Origin of the sequence: Streptomyces sp. A 4/2, assembly GCF_940670765.1 — a bacterium.
Taxonomy (GTDB): domain Bacteria; phylum Actinomycetota; class Actinomycetes; order Streptomycetales; family Streptomycetaceae; genus Streptomyces.
Genome location: NZ_CALNVW010000028.1, coordinates 39,561 through 64,733 on the forward strand (window position 1 = coordinate 39,561; position 25,173 = coordinate 64,733).

The following is a 25,173-nucleotide window of genomic DNA, read 5'->3' on the forward strand; positions in this document are numbered from 1 at the left end:
CGAACGGGGTCAGTCCTGGGCCGTCTTCCGGTCGACGTACTCGAACACCGAACCGTCCGGGTGTACCGCGATCAGGTTGCTTCCGGCCGGCGTCGGCAGCGGCCCCACGATGATCTTGGCGCCGACATCGTTGAGCGTGGTGACGGCGTCGGCGAGGTCGCGGACCGCGATGGTCGCCGTCACCTTGCGCAGGATCTCCAGCTCCGACTCCGGGCCGCTCATCAGCAGGAAGGAACCGACCGCGGCGACCGACACACCGCCGCGCTCGAAGCGCAGCGCTTTGCTTCCGGTGAGGCGTTCGTAGAAGAACACCGAGGTGTCGAGGTCGTCGACGCAGATACGCAGCGTGGTGCCCAGAATCTCCATGGGGAGAAGCCTAGTTGGGTTGGCGGGCGCGGGCCAGGAGATCGAATCCCCGCAGCCCGCAGCCCGCAGCCCGCAGCCCGCAGCCCGCAGCCGCCGTCCCGGCCGGTGGTCGTCAGACCCGGCAGAGGATCTCGCCGTGCGGGACCATGAACCACGCGTCGTCGTGCGTGGCCCACTCCCGCCAGGCCGCGGAGACCGCGGTCAGCTGGTCCCGCGTCGCGTGGCCGCCGGCCACCGCCTTCTCAGCGTAGACCGAGGCGACCGTGCGGTCCGCCCACAGGCCGCCCCACCAGTCGCGTTCCTCCGGGGTGGCGAAGACCCAGGTCGACGCCGTCGACCTGATGTCCGTGAGTCCCGCCTGCCGGGCCCAGGAGAACAGCCGCCGTCCGGCGTCCGGTTCACCGCCGTTGGCGCGGGCGACCCGGTGGTACAGGTCCAGCCAGTCGTCCATGACCGGGGGCTCGGGGTACCAGGCGAACGCGCCGTAGTCGCTCTCGCGCACCGCGATGATGCCGCCGGGCTTGGTCACCCGCCGCATCTCGCGCAGCGCCTGGACCGGGTCGCCCACGTGCTGGAGCACCTGATGGGCGTGGACGACACAGAAACTGTCGTCCGGGTAGTCCAGCGCGTGGATGTCCGCCACCGCGAAGTCCGTGTTGTCCAGGCCGCGTTCGGCGGCCAGGGCGCGCGCCTGCTCGACGATCGCGGGCGCCATGTCCACACCCGTGACCCGGCCTTCGGGGACCAGCCCGGCCAGATCGGCGGTGATGGTGCCGGGGCCGCAGCCGATGTCCAGGATCTGCATGTGGGGCTTGAGTTCGTTCAGCAGGTAGCCCGCGGAGTTGGCGGCGGTGCGCCAGGTGTGCGAGCGCAGTACCGACTCGTGGTGTCCGTGCGTATAGACGGCTGTCTCTTTCGGCATGACGGATCTCCCTCATTCGTCGTCGCGACTATGCGTCCGAGGTATGGGGATCACCGTAGACGCTCATGTCGGATCGTGAGATTTCCGTCTTGAGATATGGACACGGCCTAGAGCGGGAGCGGGCGGTAGACCGTGAGCGCCTCGTCGTCCTTGTCGATCCAGAGTTCGGCGGGCGCCTCGGTGATCTCGCCGTCGAACGCGAGCAGCGTCCCCGGAGCGAGCCCCGCGATCCGTACCCGCCGCAGCCGTTCCGCCGCGTGCACGGGGGAACGGGACAGCGGTCCGGCGAGCGCGGCGGCCAGCAGCCGCAGTCCGGGCAGCCGCCCGCCGTGCACCACGCGTACGTCGAGCAGCCCGTCCGCGAGATCGAAACGCCTGCCGGGCGTGGGACCCATCTGCTGGTACATGCCGTTGCCCGCGAAGAGCGTCCACAGCGACCTGCGCTCCCCGTGGAATTCGGCCTGGAGCGGCTGCTCGGAACCGAGCACCTTCGCCGCCGCCAGGACACCGGCCGGCCAGCCGCCGATCCTCGGTGACCAGCGTTCCCGGATCCGCACCAGTTCCGGATAGGCGCCCAGGCTGAACGTGTTGAGGAAGTGCCCGGACCCGCCCGCCCCGCCCTGCGGCCCCGGGGTGAAGCGCCCCAGGTCGACCTTGACCGCGTCCCCGGAAGCCAGCGCCCGGCAGGTGTCGTGGACCTCCTCGATCCCGACGTCGTACGCGAAGTGGTTGAGGGTGCCACCGGGGAAGACGGCAAGCGGCACACCGCGCCGGGCCGCGACGACCGCGGCCCGGTTGACCGTCCCGTCCCCGCCGCAGATGCCCAGCGCCCGGCACCGGCCCGCGGCCTTCTCCAGTGCGGTGACCAGTTCGCCGGGCTCGCACTCCACGATCTCGGCGAGCGGCAGGGCGGCGCGGACCAGAGCGGCCTTGGCGGCGGCCGTACCCGATGCCTTGTTGACCACGACGACCAGATCCTGGCCGCCGGGCAGTATCGGGGCCTCCGTGTGCGGGCGGCCCGGTGCGGGAAGCTGGGCCCGTGTCGGTACGAGCCCGCGCACCGCGAAGGCGGCGCCGACGCCGAGCGCCGCCCCGATCAGGACGTCACTCGGATAGTGGACGCCGGTGTAGATCCGCGAGGCCGCCACGCTCACCGCGAGCGGTGCGACAGCCGCACCCCAGCCCCTCGACTCCAGTGCGACGCCCGTCGCGAAGGCCGCGGCCGAAGCCGCGTGCCCGGACGGGAAGGAGGTGGTGACCGGCTGCCGTTTCAGCTGCCTCACCACCGGGACGGCGTCCAGCACCGGTCTCGTCCTGCGGACCGACCGCTTGCCCGCAGTGTTGGCGACGGCGGAGGCCACGGCCAGTGAGGCCAGCCCGCGCACCGCGGCCCTGCGGGCCCGGGTGGAGCCGCCCAGAGCGGCGATCCCGGCGGCGGCGCCGAACCAGAGCAGCCCGTGGTTGGCGCTGCTGCTCAGCCGGGGCAGCAGCGGACCGGCGGCGGGCCAGCGCTTGCTCGCCGCGGTCCGGAACAGGGCCCGGTCCTGGGTGCCGAGCCAGGCGGCGAGCCGCCGGTAGTGCCCCGGACCGCTGTGGGGAACGGCGAATGCCATGGCGATCAACCCTCTCGTTCGTCGTGCGTCGTGCGTGGCGTGTCGGTCGGTGCCGAGGTGGACCCGGTTCCGTCCGGGTGCCGGTCCACCGCCGGACGGTGGTGACTTCCGGCATCCGGTGACCGGTCGTCGTACCCCGTCCGACGCGAGTGATGCCTCCGGCCACGGTCGCCCGGTCGGGCAAATCTACGTATAAAGGTCTCGGAGGGGCCGACGAGCAGCGGAGGTACGGGCATGCAGCGGACGGTTCCGGAGAGCCGCGGCCCTGTCCGCTACGGACCACTCGCTCCGGGCCCCGGCCTGCCGGTGCTTCCCGAGCTCGCCGCCGTACTCGCCGGGGCCGCCCCGCGCATCGCCCCCGAACCGCCGGGCGGCGGCGCCGCGTTGCGCGAGGCCGCCGCAGGCTACTGGACCCGGCGCGGACTGGGCTGCGGGCCCGCGGACGTAGCCGCCGCCGGAGGAGCCCCGTCGCTGCTCCTCGCCCTGCTCGCCGCGGACCACGGGGACCTGCTGGTGCCCCGTCCGTGCCCCGCCTGGTGGATACCGCAGGCCCGTCTCCTCGGCCGGTCCGCCTACCCGGTGCCGACCCCGGCGGAGTGCGGCGGGGTCCCCGACCCGTACGCGCTCCTGGAGACCGTGCGCAGAGTGCGGGACGAGGGCGGTGACCCCCGGCTGCTGCTGCTCTCCGTGGCCGACGACCCGACCGGCACGGTCGCGCCGCCCGAGGTGGTGCACGAGGCCTGTGAGGCCGCCGTCTCCGCCGGGCTGCACATCATCAGCGACGAGACCTGGAACGACACCCGGCACCGGCCGCGCAGGACCGTGCTCCTCAGCCCCGCCGAGATGTGCCCGGAGGCGGTGACCGTCCTCGTCGATCCGGCCGGATCGCTCATCCCGACCGCCTGGCCGGTGGCCGTCGCCCGGTTCCCGGACACGGCCGACGGGGCCGCCCGGCGCGCCAGGACCCTCGACGTCATCACGGCGATCGGCACGGTGGTGGCCGGACCGGTCGCAGCCGCCGCCGCCCACGCGCTGAGCGAGCCGGACACCGTACGGGAGAGGGCCGGGCAGGCGGCCCAACTGTACGGACGGGTGGCCGGCGCCGCGCACCGGGCGGTGCTCGCCGCGGGCGCGCTGGCCCGCCCTCCGCAAGCGGGCCGGCACTTCTACGCCGACCTCGGGCCGCTGCGCCCGGGGCTGGAGTCCCGGGGCGTCACCGACGCCATGGAACTGGAGGACTACCTGGACCGGCGGATCGGGGCCCCGGCGCCGGGCGGCCATCGTTTCGGGGACGATCCGGCCGCGCTGCGGGTGCGTTTCACGACGGGCCCGCTCCTCGGGTCAACCCCGGAGGAACGTCTGGAGTCCCTCACCTCGGCGGAGCCACTCGAACTGCCGCATGTGGCCCGTGCGTTGAGTCATTTCACGTCGGCCCTGGAGCAACTGCGATGAATTCCTCACCGCCACCGGACGGAGCCCCTCGATGACGGAACAGACCGAGAGCTCCCTCGCCGAGCCGCCGTCGCACCAGCAGCGTCAGCCGGAGCCGGACGTCCGGCGTCCGGACCGGGGCCCGTCCGTCGCAGGCCCGTCCGCTCCTGGCCGGTCCGCTCCGGGCCGGTCCACCGCAGGCCCGTCCACTCCCGGTCCGTCCGTCGCAGGCCGGTCCACCGCGCAGGCGTCCGCACCGACCCGCACCCGGCCGCCGGGCGTCCTGCGTCCGCCGGGCGAGATCCGCAGCTGGCCGAAGTCCTTCGCCGACCGCCTCACCGCCCCGCTGCCAGGGGTCCGGGCGATGGCCCGGCTGGCCCGCGAAGGCGCCGCCCGCCCGAGGCCCGAGGGGCTCCGCGACATCCCGTTACTGCCCTACGCCCCCGCCCCACTGCCCGAGACCGACACCACCACCGTCGCGGTCACCTGGGCAGGGCACGCCAGTTGGGTGGTGCGCATCGGCGGACTCACCGTCCTCACCGACCCGGTCTGGTCGCGCAGGATCCTCGGCACGCCGGCCCGGGTCACCCCGGTCGGCGTCCGCTGGGCGGACCTCCCGCGGATCGACGCGGTGGTCATCAGCCACAACCACTACGACCATCTGGACGCCCCCACCCTCAAACGCCTCCCGCGCGACACCCCGCTCTTCGTCCCGGCCGGTCTGGGCCGCTGGTGCAGGCGCCGCCGCTTCACCCGGGTCACCGAACTCGACTGGTGGGAAGCGGCCGAGACCGGTGGCGTCCGGCTCGACTTCGTGCCCGCCCACCACTGGTCCAAGCGCACCCTCACCGACACCTGCCGTTCGCTCTGGGGCGGCTGGGTGCTCAGCGACCAGCAGGGGCAGCGCGTGTACTTCGCGGGCGACACCGGATACGGCCGCTGGTTCAAGGAGATCGGCCGCCGCCATCCCGGCATCGACCTGGCACTGCTGCCGATCGGGGCGTACGACCCCCGCTGGATGCTCGGCCCCGTGCACACCGACCCCGAGGAGGCGGTCGCGGCCTGCGAGGACCTCGGTGCGCGCCGGATGGCTCCCATGCACTGGGGAACGTTCCTGCTCTCGGCCGAGCCGGTGCTCGAACCGCTGACCCGGGTCCGGGCCGCCTGGCAGCTCGCGGGGCGCCCGCGCGACGAACTGTGGGACCTCCCGGTGGGCGGGTCCCGCGTCCTGTGAGCCGGTGGCCGCCGTCACGGCCCGGCCGGGCGCACCAGCCCCGTCTCGTACGCGAAGACCGCGGCCTGGGTCCGGTCGCGCAGCCCCGACTTGACCAGGATCCGGCTCACATGGGTCTTCACCGTCTGCTCCGCGACCACCAGCCGCCCGGCGATCTCCGCGTTGGACAGCCCCTGCGCGATGAGTGACAGGACCTCGGTCTCGCGTCCGGTCAGGTCTCCTACGCGTTCCTTGAGCGGGGCGCGGGGGGCGTCGGCCATCCGGGAGAACTCGGCGATGAGGCGCTTGGTGATGTTGGGGGAGCAGGGCGTCACCGGCCGCCACCACCCGTACCGCCCGCGCGAGTTCCTCGGCCGAGGCGTCCTTCAGCAGGAACCCGGACGCGCCCGCGCGCAGCGCCTCGTACACGTACTCGTCCAGGTCGAACGTCGTCAGGACGAGGACCTTGACGGTCGCGCCGGCCGGTCCGGTGACCTGGCGGGTCGCCTCGATGCCGCCGATTCCGGGCATCCGGATGTCCATCAGGACGACGTCCGGGGCGAGTTCGGCCACCTTGGCCACCGCGTCGAGGCCGTCCACCGCCTGACCGACGACCTCGATGCCGGGTTCGGCGTCGAGCAGCACCGTGAACCCCTGACGGACCATCATCTGGTCGTCGGCGATCAGTACGCGGATGGTCATACGGAATCCTCCAGGGGGAGCACGGCCACGACCTCGTACCCCCCTCCGGGGGTCGGCCCGTTGGCGAAGTCACCGCCCAGCATGGCAGCGCGCTCGCGCATACCGAGCAGCCCGTGTCCCATCCCCCGCCCGGGTACGGGAGTTCCGCCCGGCGCGGTGTTGGCGACCCGGACCGTGACCCCGGCCGACCGGTACCCGATCTCCACCCGGGCCGTCGCGTCGGGTGCGTGACGCAGCACGTTGCTGAGCGCCTCCTGCACGATGCGGAAGACGGTCAGCTCCACACCGGGAGGGAGCGGGCGCCGTCCGCCGGTGGTCTCGGAGACGACCGTGAGCCCGGCCCCGCGTACTTTGCCGATCAGCTCGTCGAGCCGGCCCAGCGTGGGCTGGGGCGCGTGCCGCAGCCCTTCGGACGAGGCGTCCTCGGAGCGCAACACGCCCAGCACCCGCCGCAGTTCGTTCAGCGCGTCGACGGCGTTCTCGCGGATGCCCGCGAGGTTCTCCGTCAGCTCGTCGGACGGGTCCTCGACCAGATGGCGGGCCACCTGCGCCTGGATGGAGATCACCGACATGTGGTGGGCGACCACGTCGTGCAGTTCACGGGCGATGCGGTTGCGCTCCTCCAGCAGGGTGCGCCGGGCCCGTTCCTCGGCGGTCAGCCCCGCCTGGGTGACGACTTCGCTGCGGGCCACCCGCAGGCCGCGCAGCGAGGCGCCGACCACCACGGTGGCGAGGAGGACCGGGATCGCGCGCGGAGTGTCGTAGTTGTGGACCTGGGTGGTGAAGGCGCTGCAGACCAGCCCGGTCAGCAGGGTGATCGCCAACGCCTCGGCCGAGCGCCGCGGATGGACCCGCAGCGCCAGCAGGAACAGCGCCCCGCCCTGGAGGGCCATCCCGGTCGGACTCCAGGGGAACAACAGGTCCGGGCCCACCACCGGCTCCCCGACCCGCAGGACCACGGCCGTGAGGGCCGTCATCGCCCACCAGGCGGTCAGCGGCCGGTACACCCCGGCGACCAGCGCCGCGCCCTGGAGCAGGGCGAGAAGGACGGTGTACGCGGGGATTCCGGAAACCCCGTCGTGCGGCACCATGTCCTGCACGTGGAACACCGCGACCGGCACCGCCCCGAACAGCAGGAGCATCACGAACACCGGGCGCCAGGCGGCCCATCCCGGAGTTCCCGCCGGCGGCAGCGGATCGACGGGCGCGGTCCAGAGGTCCTCGCGCAAGGTGCGCGGCAGCCTCCGCAGGGCCCCCGCCAGATGCTCCTTGTCCCACGCCTTCCCCGTCACACGCGTCACCCTAGGCATGCCGCGCCCCCCTGTTCACTGCCGGTACCCCTTCCCGTACGACCGTGGAGCCACGCCGCCGCCCCTGCTCGTAGGTACGGAACGCCGTCCAGCACACCAGCAGCGCCACCGCGAACACCGGCAGCCAGGCCAGCCGGGCGTACACCCATCCCGGGCCGTCGGGGACGGTGTGCAGGCCGGGCAGCGTCCGCCCGGTGAGCATGCCGACCGCGGTGACCGCCATCATCGAGGTCTGGTGCCAGAGGAAGACCGTCATCGCGGAGAGGTTGACCAGCGCCACCGCGGCCCAGAGGGCGGGGCGGCGCAGCACCCGGCGCAGCGGACCGAGCAGCAGGACCGCCGCCCCGCACTGGGCGAGACCGAAGGCGACCGCCGCCAGCGTGGGCGGATCCAGGTTGGATATCGCGGCGCCCGGCACCCCGACCATGGAGGCCGGGTAACCGGCGAACAGAACGAGGAGAACCGTGCCGGCCGCGCCCCCGATCAGCAGGGCCCACCCGGTCCGGCGCCCCCGCAGCCCGCCGCGTGCCCAGACCGCGCCGAGCGAGTACGGGACCAGCCAGCCGGCCGCCACATTGATCCAGCCGAGCCAGGACGGCCCGCCGAGACCGAACCGGATCAGGTCGACATGGAGCACGACGGCGACGGGCCACAGCGGGTGCACCCGGGCGACCAGCGGGGTCGCCGCGGTCAGCGCCGCGAAGACCAGCAGGAACCAGAGCGGTGACAGCACCAGCTTCAGCAGCGCGTACAGGGTGTCGAGGCCGACCCCGGAGACGAGCATCGCGACCGAGGCCACCGCCCACACCACCAGGACGGCGGCGACCGGCCTGCTCAGCCGGGCCGTTCGGGCGCCCAGCCACTGCCCGTACGTCGTGCCCCGGGCGCGGGCCGCGGCGTAACTCCGCGTCCCCACCCGCCCGCCCACCAGGAAGAAGACCGCCAGGGTCTGGAACACCCAGGAGACCGGGGTGAGTCCGGGCATGTGCTGGAGCGGGCTGGCGGCGTGCACGGTACCGCTGTCCACGACCAGGGCGCTCACCAGCCAGTGGCCGAGCACCACACCGAGGATGGCGAGGGCGCGCAGCGCGTCGACGGCCCGGTCACGGTCGGGCGGCGTCGCGGCATCGATGCGCCGGACGAGGTCACGCATGACGGTCCTCCTCGGAAGGGGTCTGCCCCGAGACGATCCGGGCGAGGTTCCGCAACGGTTCGGAACCGGGTTTCAGGTAGTCGCTGTGGCTGCCGTGGCCCGCAGCGAAGACCCGGGCGCCGAACTTCGGCGAGACCGGATCGGCGCCCAGTCCGACCGTGAGGAACGGGAGCCGGAGCTGTACGTGCGGCACGTCGGAGATCCAGTCACCGCTGCTCCGGCCCGCCCAGACGGTGGCCCGTGTGTGCAGCGCCGCGGCGCTGCTCGCCCCGGCGCCGGGGCTGCCGAACAGGACGATGTCCGACACCCCGGCCCCGAGCCCCGACGCGGCCCGGCCGCACACCACCGATCCGTAGGAATGGCACAGGACGGAGATGCGGGCGGTGGGTTCGATCGCGCCCAACTCCGCCGTGAACGTGCGCAGAGCGGGGGCGGCGGCGTTCGCGCGGCCGGGGGTCAGCACCGCGGGGCTCACCGTGCCCGGTGTCCCGTACCCGAGCCAGGCGACGACGGCGGACCCGCGGCCCAGCTCGTGCTGGAGCGCCGCGGCGCCGTTCCGGAGGCGCCCGTACCGGTCCAGGTCGGTGTCCGACCCCGGGACCAGTACGGCGATCCGCCCGGCCCGGAACAGGTCGCCGAACACCTCGGCGGTGCGACCCCCGTCGCGGCCGTCGAAGGTGAGGAAGTGACGCGCGGGCTTCGCCATGGCGCGCAGCGCGGCGGCCCGCTTCCGGTCACCGTGGGCGGTGGCCGCGTGCTCGGCCGCCACGACGTCCGCACGGGTGGCCGCGTACCGCTCGGCGAGGGTCGCGGGGGTCACCGCCCGCAGGGGTGAGAGGTGCGCCGGGGCGGGGGCCGGGACAGCCGCTGGGCGGGCCGCCCCCGACACCGGCACGGCCACCGAAGCGGTGACGAGGGCGGCGAGCAGGGCGCGGCGCAAGCGGCTGCTGCGCGGGCGGGACTCCATGGAGGACGGTCCTTCCGTACCGGGTGACGGTCGTGCTTTCCGGTACCGAAGTTAGGGAGCGCCCCCTGTGGCCGGCGTCCCGCGGACGGCCGAACCTTCCTGGTAGCTCTGAAGTACTACGGGGCCTACAGGGAAGGGTCGATCGGGCTCAAGAGCCGCTGTGCGCGGGCCCGTTCAGCGGGCCGCGGGCGATCCGGTACGGGCGGCCCGGATCCTGCGCCACCCCGCGGGCGCCCCGCTGACCAGCAGCGTCAGCGCGACCGCCACGACCACGCCCTTCCACGGCTCGTCGAACAGCGAGCCGCCGAGTATCCCGATGAGCTGGTACGCGGCGGCCCAGGCGAGACAGGCCGGTACGTCCGCGAGGGCGAACCTGCGCAGCGGCATCCCGCCGAGCAGGCAGGCCAGCATCACCGGGATCCGTCCGGCCGGCACCAGCCGGGAGAGGACCAGCACCGACTTGCTGTGCTTGTCGAGCCTCTCCTGGGTGCTCACCAGACGTGCCTGCGGGACCCGCTTGCGCAGCGCCTCCAGCCAGCGCGAACCGTTCCTGGAGTGCACGCCGCGCCGGCCGAGCCAGTACAGCGTGAGGTCCCCGAGGAACGCGGCGCAGGACGCGACGGCGAACACGAAGAGCAGGGCGAACGGGTCCGTCTGGTGCAGGGCGACCACGGCCGCCGAACTCACCAGCGCCCCCGTGGGTACCACCGGGACCAGGGACCCCAGCACCACCAGCAGGAACAGCGACGGGTAGCCGACGGCCTGCTGGGTGGACTCCGCCGGTACCTGGCTCACGAGTTCAGGGATCACCGGGCCACCTCGGGCCGCACCTGTTCGCCGTGCGCGAGCCGGTACACCGACACCTCGGGCGCCAGCAGCGCCGCCTGCCGGACGAACTCGTCGCCGGGCGTGTGGAATTCGTGCGGGCGGACCCCGTCCATCCCGACCGGCCAGTACGTGCCGTAGTGCACCGGGACGGCCGAGCGCGGTCGCAGGGCCGTCAGCGCCTCGGCGGCCCGCCGCGCGTCCAGGTGTTCCTGCCCGAGGAAGGGGCCCCAGCCGCCGACCGGCAGCAGCGCCACGTCGACCTCGCCGACCGCCTCCGCCATCGTGTCGAAGAGCCCGGTGTCCCCGGCGAAGTAGGTCCGCGCCTCACCGCTGATCACGAAGCCGAGCGCGGGCGCCCGCTGCGGCCCGAGCGGCATCCGGCGGCCGTCGTGGCGCGCGGGGACCGCCCGGACGAGCAGATCCGCGACCCGCACCTCGTCACCCGCGACGACCTCGGTGAGGTCCAGGCGGAGCCGCCGCAGCCCCGGCACGGCGCGGCTCGTGCCCCGGGGCGCGATCAACCGGGTGCCGGGTGCCAGCCGCGCCAGGGACGGCAGATGCAGATGGTCGGCGTGCAGGTGCGAGATGAGCACGGCCTGGGCGACCGTGGCTCCGGCCGGTGGCACGGCGCCGCGACGGCGCCGGAGATGGGCCAGCCGACGGGCGAAGAGCGGGTCGGTGAGCACCCGGACACCGGAGTCCTCGACCGTACAGGTGGCATGGCCCCACCAGGTCACATCGACCGGCACCTGCCGTCTCCTCACGCTCGGATCCCCGGGAACTCCCGGACGTCTCGGAACCCCCGGATTCCTGTACGACCCTATGCGGCCCGGTCCGCAAATGGGGAGTGAGGCCCCGTCCACGGGAGTCCGCGGGTTCCGTGACCAGGGCTCCCCGCGGTGACCTGGTCCGACTCCGGTCCTGTGAAAAACTGGCCGGCGGGCCCGCACGGGGTCCGACGGACGTGAGGTGGCAGAGGCGTGGCCGCAAGGCGATGGCACAGGGTGGGCAGCGCTCTGTTCCGGGTGATCGTGGTGTGGGCGGTGTCCACCCTCACCATGCTGGTCCTCGCGGGGATCCTGCCGGACTTCAAGCTGGAGTCCGACAACGGCGACAGCGCCACCACGGTGGCGATCACCGCCGGGTGGGGCGCCGGTGCGTTCGGACTGCTGAGCGCGCTGGTCTGGCCACTGGTCGTACGGGCACTGCTGCTCGTCCCGGCGCTCGTGCTCGGCCTGCTGGTCTTCTTCCTGAACGGCTCGCTGCTGCTGGTCGCCCTCAGCCTCATCCCGAACGGGCGCGGCGCCTCCAACCCGGAGACCGCGGTGGTCGTCGCGGCCGTGATGTCCGCCGTCGCCTCCGCCACCTCCACCTCGCTCGCGGTGCGCGACGACGAGGCGTACCGGCGACGGCTCTCCCGGCTGGCTTCCCGGCGGCGGCGCAGACAGGGCGAGGGCATGAGCCGCGGCGGGCCGCACGGCATGGTCTTCCTCCAGCTCGACGGCGTCGGCCACGCGGCGCTGCTGCGCGCGGTCGAGGACGGGCTGATGCCCACGCTCGCCGGATGGATCGGCTCCACCCACCGGCTCGACGCCTGGCGCACCGACTGGTCGAGCCAGACCGGCGCCAGCCAGCTCGGCATCCTGCACGGCTCCAACCACGACGTCCCGGCCTTCCGCTGGTACGAGAAGGACACCGGCGACGTCATGGTCTGCAACCGGCCGGCCAGCGCCGCCGAACTGCAGCGGCGGGCGGTGGAGCACTCCGGCGACGCCGGCCTGCTCATGGTGGACGGCGCGAGCCGGGGCAATCTCTTCAGCGGTGGCGCCGACGAGCTGGCCCTGGTGCTCTCGGTCGCCGCGCGGCGGGACCGGCGCCACCGCTCCCGCGCCGGCTACTTCGCGTACTTCTCGGACCCGGCCAACGCGGTACGCACCGCGATGTCGTTCTTCGCCGAGGTCGGCCGGGAGATGGGCCAGTCGACACGGGCCCGCGCGCGTCAGGAGCAGCCACGGATCAAGCGCGGCGGTCTCTACCCGTTCATCCGGGCCTTCGCGACCGTGGTGGAGCGCGACGTGGTGGTCACCGCGGTGATCGGCGACATGTTCGCCGGACGCACCGCGGTCTACGCCGATCTCGTCGCGTACGACGAGGTGGCGCACCACAGCGGGCCGCGCAGCCGGGACGCGGCGAAGGTGCTGGCCCGTCTGGACCGTTCGCTGGCGATGATCGCGAAGGTCGAGGAGCACGCCCCCAGGCCGTACCGGATCGTGCTCCTCTCCGACCACGGGCAGAGCCCCGGCCAGACCTTCGAGGGGGCGTACGGCCTCACCCTGAAGGATCTGGTGCGGGCGGGCTGCGGGCTGCCGGTACCGCGCAGGGCGCAGCGCACCGAGAGCGGTTCGGAGGCGCGGGCCGCGGTGCGCGTGGCGCTGCACCGGCCGGTGCCGGCCGATGGTGAGCCGTCGCCGGAGCCGGGGTCCGACCCGGTCGTGCTGGCTTCCGGCAATCTGGGGCTGATCTCCTTCCCTGACGCGCCGGGACGGATGACCCGCGAGCAGCTGGACCGCCGCCACCCGGCGCTGCTGCCGACGCTGGCCAACCACCCGGGGATCGGGTTCCTGCTGATGGGCAGCGCCGAGCACGGTTCGGTGGTGCTCGGGGCGGGCGGCGTCGAGGTGCCGGTCGTGGAGCTGACCGACGGCGAGGGGCCGCTCGCGCCGTTCGGCCCCGGCGCGGCGGACGCCGTGCGGCGGACCGACGCCTTCCCGCACGTCGCCGACATCATGGTCAATTCGATGTACGACCCGGGGACCGGCGCCGTGCATGCCTTCGAGGGCCAGATCGGCTCGCACGGCGGCCTGGGCGGCGAGCAGTCGGCTCCCTTCCTGCTGTCGCCGCTCGCCCTCTCCGCGCCGGTACCCGAGGGCGGCGACCTGGTCGGAGCCGAACAGGTGCACCGCGTCCTGCGGCGCTGGCTGGCCGAGGACCAGGGCCCGCAGGTTCCGCTGGGCCCCGCGACGGACGGCGCCCCCTCCGGCGAGTCCGCCTGAACGGGGACCGTACCGGCGCCGGAACGTCTGCCGGCGCCGGTACCCCGTCACCCCTGTCGGCGGTCAGCCGGTGATGATCGCCGGGTCGCTCACCCCGGGCCTGCCGTTCTCGACGTGCCCGGCGAACCGGCGCAGGAAGGCGCTGTCGGTGTCGGACACCACCGACAGGTCGTACCAGCGCCGGGTGGAGCGCAGATCCACCGTGTGCACCACGCTGCTCCCCGCGCGCACCGTGAAGGTCTGGCCCTGCCCGCCGTACGCGTTGGTGACCGTCACGTGGCAGTCGCCGCTGCCCGCGTTGGTCATCGTCAGCTCCACGGAACCGTCGGACGCGCGGTGGCGGGCGGTCACCTCCGGCCCGGCGGTGGAGCCGGGGCCGCGGAAGGTGCGCAGGAACCCGTTGGGGCCGAACACCGACAGGTCGTAGGAGCCCTGTGAGTAGGCCGCGTTCCAGGTGTCGGAGATCTGCTTGCCGGCCTCGGTGGTGTACGACCACGGGCCGTCCCCGCGGTTCGCGGACGTGACCGTGAAGCACGCCCCGGCCGACGCGCCCCCGCTGAAGGTGAGGGTGAACTTCCCGGTGGACGGTGTCGCCGATCCGTCCACCAGCGGGGCGTACGGCAGCGGCCTGGTGGGACGGGAGCCCGCTTCCTGCTTCGGCAGAGCCGGGTCGGAGGGCGCCTTCGGTACGTAACTGTCGTGCCGCTTCTGGTCCGGCGGCCGGAAGCCGTCGGTGTCGGGAAGGGCGGCGGGGCCGGAGTCGTTCAGCCCGAAGTCGAAGGCGGAGGTGAGGTCACCGCAGATGGCCCGCCGCCACGGCGAGATGTTCGGCTCGTGCACGCCGAAGCGCCGCTCCATGAACCGGATGATCGAGGTGTGGTCGAAGACCTCGGAACAGACGTAGCCGCCGGTGCTCCACGGCGACACGACGGTCATCGGAACGCGCATGCCGAGCCCGTACGGTCCGGCGATGTGGCTGATGTCGCCCGGGTACCAGTCGAGCGAGGTGTCCACGGTGGAGGCGCCGCGGTCGGCGGAGGACGGGGGGAACGGCGGGACCGCGTGGTCGAAGTAGCCGTCGTTCTCGTCGTAGGTGACGAACAGCGCGGTCCTGCTCCACACCTCGGGGTTGGAGGTGAGTGCGTCCAGCACCTGCGAGACGTACCAGGCGCCGTAGTTGGCGGGCCAGTTGGGGTGTTCGGAGAAGGCTTCCGGGGCGACGACCCAGGAGACCTGCGGCAGCGTGCCGTCCTTGACGTCCGCCCGGAGGTGGTCGAAGAAGTCGTCGCCGTTCTTGGCGTTCGTGCCGGTGCGCGCCTTCTCGTAGAGCGGATCGCCGGGCTTGGCGTTGCGGTACGAGTTGAAGTACAGCAGCGAGTTGTCACCGTAGTTGCCGCGGTAGGCGTCGTCGATCCAGCCCCACCCGCCCGCGGCGTCCAGCCCGTCGCCGGTGTCCTGGTAGATCTTCCACGAAACGCCGGACTCCTCCAGGCGCTCGGGGTACGTCGTCCAGTCGTATCCCGCCTCGGCGTTGCCGAGCACCGGGCCGCCGCCCTTGCCGTCGTTGCCGACATGGCCGGACCACATGTAGTAGCGGTTGGGGTCGGTCGCCCCCATGAACGAGCAGTGGTAGGCGTCGCACACCGTGAACGCGTCGGCGAGCGCGTAATGGAACGGAATGTCCTTGCGGGTCAGATGGGCCATGGTGCCCGCGGTCTTGGCCGGAATCCACTGGTCGTACTTGCCCTGGTTCCAGGCCCAGTGGGCGGTTGTCCAGTCGTGGTCGAGGCCCGCGATGAACTGCATCCCGAGGTCGTCGGCGTCCGGGTGGTACGGCAGGACGTCCGTGAAGAGGTTCGACTGGTTCCAGACCGGCTTGCCGCCGACGGGTGTCACCGGGCGCGGGTCGCCGAAGCCGCGGACGCCCTTCATCGAGCCGAAGTAGTGGTCGAACGAACGGTTCTCCTGCATCAGGACGACTATGTGCTCGATGTCCTTGATGGTGCCCGAGCGGCGCTTCGCGGGAATGGCGGCGGCACGGTCGATGCTGTTCGAGAGGGCCGAGAAACCTGCGGTCGCGCCCGCGATCTGGAGGAAGCGGCGCCGATTGAGCTGTGGCATGAGTGAGGAGCCTCTCGCGGTGTGAGGGGAAGGGGCCAGCTGAGTGTTTCCAGAGGAGGGGGAGAAAAGGAAGAGGCAGCGACCGTCGAGTGGATGTATGAGGCACTCAGTACGGGCAACCTGGCTGATTTCAGCCCCTGGACACACTGCTCCCCGTCATGTACCGCCGCATCAGGCGGACTTCGGCTCCATGAAGACCACGGGCACCTCGTTGGCGCGCACCACCCGTCCGAGCACGGCCGCCAGCCGGTCGCGCTCCGCCGGACCGATGCCGTCGGCCAGTGCCTCCATCCGCGCGGTCGTGTCCGCGTAGAAATCCCCGGCGACGGTACTGCCGTCCACCGTCAGCGCCACCCGGACCGCCCGTCTGTCCTGCGGGTCCGGCTCGCGGCGCACCAGGCCGCGCCGCTCGGCCCGATCCACCAGCCCGGTCAGGCTGGACTTCTCCAGCCCCAGCATGGCGCTCAGTTCGCTCATGCCGCGCGGCTGCGCCATCAGTACGCAGACCAACTGGGCCTGCTGCACCGGCAGTCCGTACTCCCGGCTCGCCTCCGTGTACACGGCCTGCACCAGGAACGCCGTCCGTACCAGTGCTGCCGCGAACCCGGCTGGCTGCTCACCTTTGGCCATGTCCATGCCGCCAGCATAGGGGGATGGTTCGTGCCGCGAATCATCGCGGGCGGCCCACGGCGCCGGGCCGCCCGCGTTGCGGGCGCGCACCGGGGGCGGCAGGGTCGGAAGGGAGTACGAGGAGGCCCCACCCATGCCCATTGCCACGGTGAACCCCGCGACCGGCGAGACGCTCCGCACTTTCGACGCGCTGAGCGCCGAGGAGACCGAGCAGCGGATCGCGGTGGCCCACGCGACGTTCCTGCAGTACCGCACCACGGAGTTCTCCGAGCGGGCGCGACTGCTGCACCGTGCCGCCGACCTGCTGGACAAGGATCAGGACGACATCGCCCGCACCATGACGACCGAGATGGGCAAGCCGGTCGCCGCCGCCCGTGCCGAGGCCGCGAAATGCGCCAAGGCCATGCGCTGGTACGCGGACAACGCAGCCGCACTGCTGGCCGACGAGCACCCCTCGGCCGCCGATGCCGCGGACTCCGGCGCTTCCCGTGTGTACACCCGTTACCGGCCGCTGGGCGTGGTGCTGGCCGTCATGCCGTGGAACTTCCCGCTCTGGCAGGTCGTGCGGTTCGCCGCGCCCACGCTGATGGCCGGGAACGCGGGCCTGCTCAAGCACGCGTCGAATGTCCCGCAGACCGCGCTCTACCTGGAGGATCTCTTCCGGCGGGCCGGATTCCCGCACGGCTGTTTCCAGACCCTGCTGATCGGCTCCCGGGCGGTCGAGGCGGTCCTGCGCGACCCGCGGGTGGTGGCGGCGACCCTCACCGGCAGCGAACCGGCGGGCCGCTCGGTGGCCGCCGTGGCGGGTGACGAGGTCAAGAAGACCGTGCTGGAGCTGGGCGGCAGCGATCCGTACATCGTGATGCCCTCGGCCGACATCGAGCGGGCCGCGGCGACCGCGGTGACGGCGCGGGTGCAGAACAACGGACAGTCCTGCATCGCGGCCAAGCGCTTCCTCGTCCACACCGATGTCTACGACACCTTCATGGAGCACTTCACCACCCGGATGGGGGCCCTGAAGGTCGGCGACCCGCTGGACGAGTCCACCGACATCGGCCCGCTCGCCACCGAGCAGGGCCGGACGGACCTGGAGGAGCTGGTGGCCGATGCCGTACGCCTGGGCGCGACGGCGCTCTGCGGCGGCGGGCGTCCGACCGGACAGGACCGCGGCTGGTTCTTCGCCCCCACCGTCCTCATGGGCATCACCACCGACATGCGCATCCACCACGAGGAGGCCTTCGGGCCGGTGGCGTCCATCTACCGGGTGACGAGCGCGGCCGAGGCGGTGGAGCTCGCCAACGACACGCCCTTCGGCCTCAGTTCGAACGTATGGACCCGGGACGAGGAAGAAGTGGACCTCTTCGTACGGGACCTGGAGGCCGGCGGGGTCTTCTTCAACGGCATGACCGCGTCCCACCCCGCGCTGCCCTTCGGCGGCATCAAGCGCTCCGGCTACGGACGTGAACTGTCCGGCCACGGCATCCGGGAGTTCTGCAACATCACCACGGTCTGGCACGGAGCAGAACCGGGCGAGTGAACTCCCGTACCCAGCGGACACCGCAAGGAAAGTGAGCACCATGGCCGACACGCGAAGCCCCGGCACGAAGAGCCCCGGCACGGAACACTCCAGCGCGGAACACTCCAGCACCCTGGTCACGGTGGAGCTCACCGGGAGCACGAGAGAGGACGCGGCGGCCGTCTTCGGCGCCCTGCGCAAGGGGTTCGCCTGCGACCGCCCCGTCGAGGACAGGCCGCAGACGGAGATCCCGGGCCGTCCCACGGTGTGGACGGCGTCCTTCGAAGTGGCGGACGGCGCCCCGGGAAGACTGGGAACCGCCACCCTGAAGGAGTCCGTCGAGGCCACGGTGCAGGGCAGTTACCACGCCGTGGACCAGCTGCGCACCGCCCTGGACGGGACGTTCGCCGTGCGGGACCTGGGCGAGGCCTTCGGGGACCAGGAGAAGGAGCTGGAACTCCGGCTGGCGAACCGGTAGCCGCGCGCACATGGTGCAGGATCAGGGAGATGGGAAGAGGCTCGATGTACGTCAAGATCTGCGGTCTGCGCACCGCTGAGACCCTCGATGCCGCGGTCGGCGCGGGCGCGGATGCCGTGGGCTTCGTCTTCGCCCCCGGCAGCCCGCGGCTGATCGACGCCGAGGCGGCCCGTGCGCTGTCCGAGCGGGTACCCGACACGGTCGAGACCGTCGGTGTGTTCCGGCGACAGCCGGTCGAGGAGGTCCTGGCGACGGCTTCGACCGTGGGTCTCACCACGGTCCAGCTCCACGGGGACGAGGGAGACGCGGACTTCGAGCGGCTGCGCGCCGCCGGGTTCCGGACGATCCGTGCGATGACCAGTGCGGCGTACCTCGCGCGCCCGTCGCTGGACCCCGCGGACCGGCTGCTCATCGACGCGCCACTGCCGGGCGGCGGTACCCGCTTCGACACCGGGTCCCTGCGGACGCGGCCTCCGCAGGGATTCTGGCTCCTGGCCGGCGGTCTGGACCCCTCGAACGTGGCCGCGGCCGTACGGTCGGCGAACCCCGGCGGCGTCGATGTCTCCAGCGGGGTCGAGTCGTCGAGGGGTGTCAAGAGTGCCGGCCTGATCCGCCGGTTCGTCGGGGCCGCACGCGGAGCCGACAGCCCGAAGACCTTTCCGGCATAGGTCGTCCTCGTGCGTGACGACGCCCCGGCCCGACGCGGCTCTTGAGCACAGGGAACCAAGAACTGGAATGACGGTGGGCAGGGTCGGCGGCACAAAAGGAGCGGATTCGCTCCGGATGCCGATCCATGTGCCGGAGCGGAGAATTGCAGGAACGGAGGTGGACATGGAATACGTCATGCAGGCCGATCTGGAAGACGGTTCTTCACCCACGGACGAGCACCCCACGGTGCGGTTCTGGCACATGGTGCACGTCAGTGAGGAGACCGCTCTGTGCGGGCGCGAGCTGGACCCGGCGGCCCCCAAGCAGTCGCCGGACACCTGGGGGACCCCGGAGAGCCAGCCTTTCTGCCACACCTGTGGCGCGCTGTATCTGCGACAGGTTCCTTGAGGGCCTCTCGTCCGGATCGGGCGGGATTTTCCACACGCGGCTCAGGAGGGCAGCGACTGGAGATAGGTGACCGTAGCCGGGTCGGCCGGCAGGAACGTCTCGATCGCCAGTTCGGCCACCGTCACATCCATCGGGGTGTTGAAGGTGGAGATGGACGAGATGAAGGAAAGCACCTGTCCGTCGTGCTCGATCTCCAGCGGCAGCGCGAAGCGGGATGCGGGACCCGGGCTCCCCGGCCCTTCCCGGGCGTCCGCGCCGGGGTACGGATACCCGGCGACCTCCTCGTACAGCTCACGCAGCGGACCGGAGCGCGCCAGCGCGATCTGACGCTCCATCTGGTTCAGCAGATGCCCCCGCCACTCCCGGAGATTGCGGATGCGCGGGGCGAGCCCCGCCGGATGCAGGGACAGCCGCATCGAGTTGAGGGGCGGCACGAGCAGGTGCTCCGGCAGTCCTTCGAGGAGCATCTCGATCCCGCGGTTGGCGGCGACGACGTTGTACATGCCGTCGACGACCACCGCCGGGTACGGCTCGTACCCCTGGAGCAGCTGCTGGATGCCCTCGTGCAGCGCACCCATCGAGGGATCGTCGAGTGTCGTCTCCGCGTACCTGGGCGCGTAGCCCGCCGCCAGCAGAAGGGCGTTGCGCTCCCGCACGGGGATGTCCAGGTGCTCGGCGAGACGCAGGATCATCTCCTCGCTGGGGCGCGAACGGCCCGTCTCGATGAAGCTGATGTGGCGGGCCGACGAGTCGGCCCGCAGGGCCAGTTCCAGCTGGCTGACCCGGCGCTGCTGACGCCATTCGCGCAGCAGTGGCCCCATCCCGGTGTCGATTGCGACAGTTGTCATACGCAGACCGTAACGTCGCGAGGACCGTTTCCCGGAAGGAGTCCTGGACATGCCCACAGAACCGCTGTCACCGAAGGAGACCGAGGACCGGCTGGGGGAGCTGCCCGGCTGGTCCCTGGAAGGGGACAGGATCGCCCGCACCTACCGGCTGGCGAACCACTTCGCGGCCACCGCGATGGTCGTCCACATCGCCCAGATCCAGGAGGAACTGGGGCACCACTCGGACCTGACCCTCGGGTACAACATCGTCGCGCTGCGCGTGCACACGCACGACGCGGGCGGCGCGGTGACCGGGAAGGACTTCGCCCTGGCCCGGCGGGTGGAGGAGATCGCCCCCGGCCACGGCGCGAGCTGACACCCGGGCGGACAGCGGAGCCGGGAGCGCTGCGAACAGAGCCGGAGTGAACCCGTGCCGCGACCGGTGTCCCGGAGCCGAGCTCTGCCGTAACGGCAACGCCACGCACGGAATCGGCCCGGGGCGGGGCAGGGTGGCCCCATGAGCCATCATCACGACACCACGCACCTGGACTGGGACGTCATGGCGCCGCTCCTCGAACGGGGCGCCGAACTGTACCGCCCCGTGTACGAGCGGGCGGCGGCCTGGGTCGCCGGGCAGGTCCCGGTGGCCGCCGTCCGCCGGGTCCTGGACATCGGCAGCGGCCCCGGGGTCGTCTCCTGTCTGCTCGCCGAGGTGTTCCCGTACGCCGAAGTGGTCGCGGTCGACGCCACCCCGGGGCTGCTGGACCGGGCCCGTGCGCGGGCCGAGCACGCGGGTCTCGGCGACCGTGTCCGTACCCGCCATGCCGAACTTCCGGACGGTGTATCCGAGTTGGGCGATGCCGACCTGGTCTGGGCGGGCAACTCGCTGCACCATGTCGGCGACCAGCGGGCCGCGCTCGACGGATTCGTGCGGTTGCTGCGGCCGGGCGGCACGGTGGTCCTGTGGGAGGGCGGTCTGGCCCCCCGCCATCTGCCGCGTGACATCGGTTTCGGCAAGCCGGACCTGGAGGCGCGCATCGAGGCCGCCGCGGCGGAGTGGTTCGCCGAGATGCGGGCTGCGTTGCCCGGAGCGAAGCGTGAAGTCGAGTACTGGCGTGCGCTGTTGGCCGATGCCGGGCTGTCGCCGAGCGGCACCCGGTCGTTCCTCCTCGACATCCCGGCGCCGCTGCCCGGCGTCGTACGCGAACAGGTTCTCGCGCACTTCACCCGGCAGCGCGAAGTGCTGGCGGACAAGCTGTCCGCGGAGGATCGGGCGACGCTCGACCGGCTGCTGGACCCCGCGGATCCGCAGGGGCTGCGGCTGCGCGGCGACTCCTGCCTGCTGACGGCGCGGACGGCGCACACCGCGCGCCGCGGCTGACCGGGCCGGCCGGCCGGGACGCTCTCCTCGTCACACGTCTGCGAAACACGTCCGCGAAACACGTCCGCGGACACGGTGGCGCCGCCCGGCCCGGAGCCGGGCGGCGCCACCGTGTCCGCCCCGCGGCCGATCAGGCGCCGATGTTCATGGCAGCCGGGTCGGGGCCGATGCGCTTGCCTTCGTCCAGCGCGGCGATGCCCGCCAGGTCGTCGGCGTCCAGCTCGAAGTCGAAGACGTCGATGTTCTCCTTGATCCGCGACGGGGTCACGGACTTGGGGATCACCACGTTGCCCGTCTGGAGGTGCCAGCGCAGTACCACCTGGGCGGCGCTGCGGCCGTGCTTCTGGGCGATCGCGACGATCGTCGGGACCTCCAGCAGGCCCTTGCCCTGGCCGAGCGGGGACCAGGCCTCGGTGTGGATGCCGTGCTCCGCGTGGACGGCGCGCGACTCGGCCTGCTGGAGCTGCGGGTGCAGCTCGATCTGGTTGACGGCCGGGACCACGGAGGTCTCGCCCATCAGCCGCTTCAGGTGGTCGGGAAGGAAGTTGGAGACCCCGATGGTCTTGGCGCGGCCGTCCGCGAGGATCTTCTCGAAGGCCTTGTACGTGTCCACGTAGGCGTCCTTGGACGGGACCGGCCAGTGGACCAGGTACAGGTCGACGTAGTCGAGGCCGAGCTTGGCCAGCGAGGTGTCGAAGGCGCGCAGGGTGGAGTCGTAGCCCTGTTCGGAGTTCCACAGCTTCGTGGTGACGAAGAGTTCGTCACGCGCGATCCCCGATGCGGCGAGTGCCCTGCCCGTGCCCTCCTCGTTGCCGTAGATCGCGGCGGTGTCGATGCTGCGGTACCCGGCCTCCAGCGCGGTGCCGACGGCCTTCGTGGCCTCGTCGTCGGCGACCTGCCAGACACCGAAACCGAGCTGCGGCATGCGGGCACCGTTGTTGAGCGTGATGAAGGGGACCTTGCTCACGAGCGGTCGACTCCTTTTGTTACTTCGTCGGTTGATAACTCCATGGTCAACGATCACGCGCTGCGACCCATTCCCGCCCCCGCCGGCCCCACGGTGGCTGGAAAGTAGTCCGATCTCTTCGGTGCGGCCCGTTTCTCTTCAGTGCAGCCCATTGACCGCAACACGTCAACACGCAACCCTGGACCGCACCACTGAACAGAGAACACATCCCTGAACAGTTGCTGCATCATCGGTCGCCAGTCATCCGTCAGAGTCGTCGCACTCCTGCTTGACAGCTCCGATGTCTCCCCTCCCATCTTGATCGACCCACAGAGGTGGTCATGAAGAGATCAAGGGCTCCACGACTACTCGCCGTGCTCGCGGCCGCGCTCCTCGCCGTCACGGGTCTCACCGTTCCCGCCGCGGCCTCCGGGAAACCGGCCCGCGGCTCCGCGCCCACCGACTGGTCGGTGGCCGTGACCGAATCCACGATGGCCCGCTACACGCCGACCACGATCGGCAGCTGGTCCTACCCCGTCGGGCTGTATCTCTACGGTCAGTACCTCACCTACCAGCGCACGCACGACACCCGGTACCTGACGTACATCAAGAACTACGTCGACCGCTTCGTCGACGGCGACGGAGTCATCGGCCAGAGCTTCAACAGCCTCGACAGCATGGAGGCCGGCCGTCTCCTGGTCGTCCTGCACCACGAGACCGGCGACCCGCGCTACGCCACAGCGGCCAAGCAGATCCGCGACCGGCTGAACACCTACCCGCGCACGGCCGACGGCGGGTTCTGGCACGCCGACACCGCCAGCCGGGCCCACCAGCTGTGGGGCGACGGCGTCTACATGATCACGCCGTTCCTCGTCGAGTACGGCCACGAATTCGGCGACGAGGCCTACACGAACGCCGAGGCGACCAGGCAACTCACCGTGTACGGAAGCCACTTGCAGGTGGCCAACGGGCTGCTCCGGCACGCCTACGACGAATCCCGGACCGCGGACTGGTCCGACCCGTCGACCGGACTGGCGCCGGAACACTGGTGCCGCGCCGTCGGCTGGTACACGATGGCCGCCGTCGACGTCCTCGACGGCACGCCCCGCGACCAGCCCCACCGCGGGCAGTTGCTCACCGTTCTGCGCAAGCTCGCGGCCGGGATCGAGCACTACCAGGACCCGGCCACGGGGCGTTGGTTCCAGGTGATGGACAAGGGGGCCGACGCCGGGAACTGGACGGAGACGTCCTGTTCCAGCATGTTCACCTACGCCCTGTCCCGCGCGGCCCAGCAGGGTTACGTCGACAAGCACTACGCGAAGGTCGCGCAGCGCGGCTACCGGGGTGTCCTCGACGAGCTGTCCGTCGGCCCGGACGGGCTGACGGATCTCGCCGACATCTCGATCGGCACCAACGTCGGTGACTATGCGTACTACACCGGCCGCACCAGGGCGACCAATGACTTCCACGGCCTCGGCGCTTTCCTGATCATGAACGAACAGCTCGCCCGGCCCGCTCCACGCTGACCGGGCAGCCAACACCGCTGCGCACGACGGGTGTTGACTCTGTCGGAACTCTTGACAAGCCAGGTTCGGGAACGCTGATATGCGGTGTCGGTTAGGAAGGTTTCCTAACCGTCCTCGGAAAGGACGGCCCCCCACATGCGCAGAGTAACCGCGATCCCCGCAGCGGCCCTCGGCCTGGCGTCACTCGTCGCCCTCGCCCCTTCGGCCGGTGCCACCGGGAACGCCGCTCCCGCAGCGGCTCCCGGTGCCATGGCGGCAGCCCCGTACGAATACCTCGGCTGGGGCAACCCGCAGAAGCCGGCCGATGTCATGGCGGCCACCGGCGTGAAGTGGTTCACCCTCGCCTTCGTTCTCTCCGACGGGGGCTGCAACCCCAAGTGGGACGGTGACCGGGCGTTGAAGGGCGGCTCCGACGAGTCCGCCATCAAGGCCATCCGGGCCAAGGGTGGCGATGTCGTCGTCTCGGTCGGCGGCTGGAGCGGGAACAAACTGGGCGAGAAGTGTTCCAGCGCCTCGGCGCTGGCCGGGGCGTACCAGAAGGTGATCGACGCGTACGGCCTCAAGGCGCTCGACATCGACATCGAGGACACCGAGTTCAGCAACGGCACGGTCCGCCAGCGCGTCGTCGACGCGCTGAAGATCGTCAAGTCGAAGAACGCGGGCATCGTGACGTACGTGACGATGGGCACCACCCCGAGCGGTCCCGACTCCACGGGCAAGGACCTCATCAAGAAGGGCGCGGCGGCCGGACTCGCCAATGACGGCTGGGTGATCATGCCGTTCGACTTCGGCGGCCACAGCGGTTCGATGGGGCAGGCCACGGTCAGCGCCATGGACGGCCTCAAGTCCGCTGTGAAGAGCGCCTACGGATACGACGACGCCACCGCCTACCAGCACATCGGCGTCTCGTCGATGAACGGCACGACGGACGAGTCTGACGAGACCGTCACCACCGGGGACTTCAACACGATCCTGGGCTACGCGCAGCAGCACCACATCGCACGGTTCGCCTTCTGGGCCGTCAACCGGGACCGGCAGTGCGGTTCCGGGAGCGACGGCGACGCGTGCAGCGGGATCTCGCAGTCGCCGTACGCGTTCACCAAGATCGCCGTCAAGTACACCGGCTGAGGCGGC

At 71.7% G+C, this 25,173-nt stretch carries 23 protein-coding genes and 1 pseudogene; 11 read left to right on the plus strand and 13 right to left on the minus strand.

The features are described 5' to 3' along the window. Positions 1-9: 9 nt before the first annotated feature. The 3 genes from NBY69_RS21185 to NBY69_RS21195 form a co-directional block, all read right to left on the minus strand. Entirely contained in the window at positions 10-366 is a 357-nt protein-coding gene (locus NBY69_RS21185) for a VOC family protein (RefSeq protein WP_250302666.1), read from the minus strand. Positions 367-478: 112 nt separating this feature from the next. Then, positions 479-1,288 carry a methyltransferase domain-containing protein gene (locus NBY69_RS21190; RefSeq protein ID WP_250302668.1) on the minus strand — a complete coding sequence of 270 codons (810 nt, stop codon included), beginning with the start codon at positions 1,286-1,288 and terminating at the stop codon, positions 479-481. 107 nt (positions 1,289-1,395) lie between these two features. After that, positions 1,396-2,901 (minus strand): bifunctional phosphatase PAP2/diacylglycerol kinase family protein, encoded by a 1,506-nt coding sequence (locus NBY69_RS21195; RefSeq protein ID WP_250302670.1) that lies wholly within the window; start codon positions 2,899-2,901, stop codon positions 1,396-1,398. 234 nt (positions 2,902-3,135) lie between these two features. On the opposite strand from NBY69_RS21195, the gene NBY69_RS21200 reads away from it, so the two are divergent. Beyond that, entirely contained in the window at positions 3,136-4,353 is a 1,218-nt protein-coding gene (locus NBY69_RS21200; protein WP_250302671.1) for an aminotransferase class I/II-fold pyridoxal phosphate-dependent enzyme, read from the plus strand. Positions 4,354-4,384: 31 nt separating this feature from the next. Then, a complete protein-coding gene (locus NBY69_RS21205) occupies positions 4,385-5,566 on the plus strand; it encodes an MBL fold metallo-hydrolase (RefSeq protein ID WP_250302672.1) in 1,182 nt (393 codons plus the stop codon). A 14-nt stretch (positions 5,567-5,580) separates the two neighbouring features. Here the strand turns inward: NBY69_RS21205 and NBY69_RS21210 are convergent. From NBY69_RS21210 to NBY69_RS21235, 6 genes and pseudogenes are all read right to left on the minus strand, one after another. Then, positions 5,581-6,247: pseudogene (locus NBY69_RS21210) on the minus strand (response regulator). After that, on the minus strand, positions 6,244-7,557 hold the full coding sequence (locus NBY69_RS21215; RefSeq protein WP_374211313.1) for a sensor histidine kinase: 1,314 nt from the start codon (positions 7,555-7,557) through the stop codon (positions 6,244-6,246). Before NBY69_RS21215 ends, NBY69_RS21210 begins: the two are co-directional and overlap by 4 nt. After that, positions 7,550-8,710: an acyltransferase gene (locus NBY69_RS21220; RefSeq protein ID WP_250302674.1), complete on the minus strand. Its 1,161-nt coding sequence runs from the start codon at positions 8,708-8,710 to the stop codon at positions 7,550-7,552. Before NBY69_RS21220 ends, NBY69_RS21215 begins: the two co-directional genes overlap by 8 nt. Next, the gene (locus NBY69_RS21225; RefSeq protein ID WP_250302675.1) at positions 8,703-9,677 is read right to left on the minus strand and encodes an alpha/beta hydrolase; all 975 of its coding nucleotides are present in this window, start codon (positions 9,675-9,677) and stop codon (positions 8,703-8,705) included. Before NBY69_RS21225 ends, NBY69_RS21220 begins: the two co-directional genes overlap by 8 nt. Positions 9,678-9,851: 174 nt before the next feature. Then, on the minus strand, positions 9,852-10,487 hold the full coding sequence (locus tag NBY69_RS21230; protein ID WP_250302677.1) for a DedA family protein: 636 nt from the start codon (positions 10,485-10,487) through the stop codon (positions 9,852-9,854). After that, positions 10,484-11,254, minus strand: coding sequence for an MBL fold metallo-hydrolase (locus NBY69_RS21235; protein WP_250302680.1), 771 nt, complete (start codon positions 11,252-11,254; stop codon positions 10,484-10,486). Before NBY69_RS21235 ends, NBY69_RS21230 begins: the two co-directional genes overlap by 4 nt. Positions 11,255-11,485: 231 nt before the next feature. Between NBY69_RS21235 and NBY69_RS21240 the strand changes: the two genes are divergently transcribed. Next, on the plus strand, positions 11,486-13,558 hold the full coding sequence (locus tag NBY69_RS21240; protein WP_284348794.1) for a phage holin family protein: 2,073 nt from the start codon (positions 11,486-11,488) through the stop codon (positions 13,556-13,558). 63 nt (positions 13,559-13,621) lie between these two features. Here NBY69_RS21240 and NBY69_RS21245 read toward each other — a convergent pair whose 3' ends face one another. Then, the gene (locus tag NBY69_RS21245) at positions 13,622-15,679 is read right to left on the minus strand and encodes a phosphocholine-specific phospholipase C (protein WP_250302682.1); all 2,058 of its coding nucleotides are present in this window, start codon (positions 15,677-15,679) and stop codon (positions 13,622-13,624) included. A 171-nt stretch (positions 15,680-15,850) separates the two neighbouring features. Further along, positions 15,851-16,309, minus strand: coding sequence for a MarR family winged helix-turn-helix transcriptional regulator (locus NBY69_RS21250; RefSeq protein WP_374211317.1), 459 nt, complete (start codon positions 16,307-16,309; stop codon positions 15,851-15,853). Positions 16,310-16,442: 133 nt separating this feature from the next. Here NBY69_RS21250 and NBY69_RS21255 point away from each other — a divergent pair, with 133 nt between their 5' ends. From NBY69_RS21255 to NBY69_RS21270, 4 genes are all read left to right on the plus strand, one after another. Next, positions 16,443-17,846: an NADP-dependent succinic semialdehyde dehydrogenase gene (locus NBY69_RS21255; protein ID WP_250302684.1), complete on the plus strand. Its 1,404-nt coding sequence runs from the start codon at positions 16,443-16,445 to the stop codon at positions 17,844-17,846. Positions 17,847-17,886: 40 nt separating this feature from the next. Further along, positions 17,887-18,303, plus strand: coding sequence for a hypothetical protein (locus NBY69_RS21260; protein WP_250302685.1), 417 nt, complete (start codon positions 17,887-17,889; stop codon positions 18,301-18,303). Between the two features lie 29 nt (positions 18,304-18,332). After that, positions 18,333-18,971: a phosphoribosylanthranilate isomerase gene (locus NBY69_RS21265; protein ID WP_250302686.1), complete on the plus strand. Its 639-nt coding sequence runs from the start codon at positions 18,333-18,335 to the stop codon at positions 18,969-18,971. Between the two features lie 163 nt (positions 18,972-19,134). Next, positions 19,135-19,359, plus strand: a complete 225-nt coding sequence (locus tag NBY69_RS21270) for a hypothetical protein (RefSeq protein ID WP_250302687.1) — start codon at positions 19,135-19,137, stop codon at positions 19,357-19,359. Between the two features lie 41 nt (positions 19,360-19,400). Here the strand turns inward: NBY69_RS21270 and NBY69_RS21275 are convergent, their stop codons facing one another. Further along, the gene (locus NBY69_RS21275; RefSeq protein WP_250302690.1) at positions 19,401-20,207 is read right to left on the minus strand and encodes a helix-turn-helix domain-containing protein; all 807 of its coding nucleotides are present in this window, start codon (positions 20,205-20,207) and stop codon (positions 19,401-19,403) included. 49 nt (positions 20,208-20,256) lie between these two features. On the opposite strand from NBY69_RS21275, the gene NBY69_RS21280 reads away from it, so the two are divergent. Both NBY69_RS21280 and NBY69_RS21285 read left to right on the plus strand, forming a co-directional pair. Continuing rightward, the gene (locus NBY69_RS21280; RefSeq protein WP_250302692.1) at positions 20,257-20,562 is read left to right on the plus strand and encodes a 4a-hydroxytetrahydrobiopterin dehydratase; all 306 of its coding nucleotides are present in this window, start codon (positions 20,257-20,259) and stop codon (positions 20,560-20,562) included. Positions 20,563-20,703: 141 nt separating this feature from the next. Further along, positions 20,704-21,567 (plus strand): trans-aconitate 2-methyltransferase, encoded by an 864-nt coding sequence (locus NBY69_RS21285; protein WP_250302694.1) that lies wholly within the window; start codon positions 20,704-20,706, stop codon positions 21,565-21,567. A 130-nt stretch (positions 21,568-21,697) separates the two neighbouring features. On the opposite strand, the gene NBY69_RS21290 is transcribed toward NBY69_RS21285, so the two are convergent. Further along, positions 21,698-22,534, minus strand: a complete 837-nt coding sequence (locus tag NBY69_RS21290; RefSeq protein ID WP_250302695.1) for an aldo/keto reductase — start codon at positions 22,532-22,534, stop codon at positions 21,698-21,700. A 320-nt stretch (positions 22,535-22,854) separates the two neighbouring features. Here NBY69_RS21290 and NBY69_RS21295 point away from each other — a divergent pair, with 320 nt between their 5' ends. Beyond that, a complete protein-coding gene (locus tag NBY69_RS21295) occupies positions 22,855-24,039 on the plus strand; it encodes a glycoside hydrolase family 105 protein (RefSeq protein ID WP_250302696.1) in 1,185 nt (394 codons plus the stop codon). Between the two features lie 135 nt (positions 24,040-24,174). Then, positions 24,175-25,167 carry a chitinase gene (locus NBY69_RS21300; protein ID WP_250302697.1) on the plus strand — a complete coding sequence of 331 codons (993 nt, stop codon included), beginning with the start codon at positions 24,175-24,177 and terminating at the stop codon, positions 25,165-25,167. Positions 25,168-25,173 lie beyond the last annotated feature (6 nt).

What these genes read in the sequence shown, in the direction of transcription:
- NBY69_RS21185 (WP_250302666.1), bottom strand. Translation starts at nt 366, where the DNA reads ATGGAGATTCTGGGCACCACGCTGCGTATCTGCGTCGACGACCTCGAC.
- NBY69_RS21190 (WP_250302668.1), bottom strand. Translation starts at nt 1,288, where the DNA reads ATGCCGAAAGAGACAGCCGTCTATACGCACGGACACCACGAGTCGGTA.
- NBY69_RS21195 (WP_250302670.1), bottom strand. Translation starts at nt 2,901, where the DNA reads ATGGCATTCGCCGTTCCCCACAGCGGTCCGGGGCACTACCGGCGGCTC.
- NBY69_RS21200 (WP_250302671.1), top strand. Translation starts at nt 3,136, where the DNA reads ATGCAGCGGACGGTTCCGGAGAGCCGCGGCCCTGTCCGCTACGGACCA.
- NBY69_RS21205 (WP_250302672.1), top strand. Translation starts at nt 4,385, where the DNA reads ATGACGGAACAGACCGAGAGCTCCCTCGCCGAGCCGCCGTCGCACCAG.
- NBY69_RS21215 (WP_374211313.1), bottom strand. Translation starts at nt 7,557, where the DNA reads ATGCCTAGGGTGACGCGTGTGACGGGGAAGGCGTGGGACAAGGAGCAT.
- NBY69_RS21220 (WP_250302674.1), bottom strand. Translation starts at nt 8,710, where the DNA reads ATGCGTGACCTCGTCCGGCGCATCGATGCCGCGACGCCGCCCGACCGT.
- NBY69_RS21225 (WP_250302675.1), bottom strand. Translation starts at nt 9,677, where the DNA reads ATGGAGTCCCGCCCGCGCAGCAGCCGCTTGCGCCGCGCCCTGCTCGCC.
- NBY69_RS21245 (WP_250302682.1), bottom strand. Translation starts at nt 15,679, where the DNA reads ATGCCACAGCTCAATCGGCGCCGCTTCCTCCAGATCGCGGGCGCGACC.
- NBY69_RS21250 (WP_374211317.1), bottom strand. Translation starts at nt 16,309, where the DNA reads ATGGCCAAAGGTGAGCAGCCAGCCGGGTTCGCGGCAGCACTGGTACGG.
- NBY69_RS21255 (WP_250302684.1), top strand. Translation starts at nt 16,443, where the DNA reads ATGCCCATTGCCACGGTGAACCCCGCGACCGGCGAGACGCTCCGCACT.
- NBY69_RS21260 (WP_250302685.1), top strand. Translation starts at nt 17,887, where the DNA reads ATGGCCGACACGCGAAGCCCCGGCACGAAGAGCCCCGGCACGGAACAC.
- NBY69_RS21265 (WP_250302686.1), top strand. Translation starts at nt 18,333, where the DNA reads ATGGGAAGAGGCTCGATGTACGTCAAGATCTGCGGTCTGCGCACCGCT.
- NBY69_RS21270 (WP_250302687.1), top strand. Translation starts at nt 19,135, where the DNA reads ATGGAATACGTCATGCAGGCCGATCTGGAAGACGGTTCTTCACCCACG.
- NBY69_RS21275 (WP_250302690.1), bottom strand. Translation starts at nt 20,207, where the DNA reads ATGACAACTGTCGCAATCGACACCGGGATGGGGCCACTGCTGCGCGAA.
- NBY69_RS21280 (WP_250302692.1), top strand. Translation starts at nt 20,257, where the DNA reads ATGCCCACAGAACCGCTGTCACCGAAGGAGACCGAGGACCGGCTGGGG.
- NBY69_RS21285 (WP_250302694.1), top strand. Translation starts at nt 20,704, where the DNA reads ATGAGCCATCATCACGACACCACGCACCTGGACTGGGACGTCATGGCG.
- NBY69_RS21295 (WP_250302696.1), top strand. Translation starts at nt 22,855, where the DNA reads ATGAAGAGATCAAGGGCTCCACGACTACTCGCCGTGCTCGCGGCCGCG.
- NBY69_RS21300 (WP_250302697.1), top strand. Translation starts at nt 24,175, where the DNA reads ATGCGCAGAGTAACCGCGATCCCCGCAGCGGCCCTCGGCCTGGCGTCA.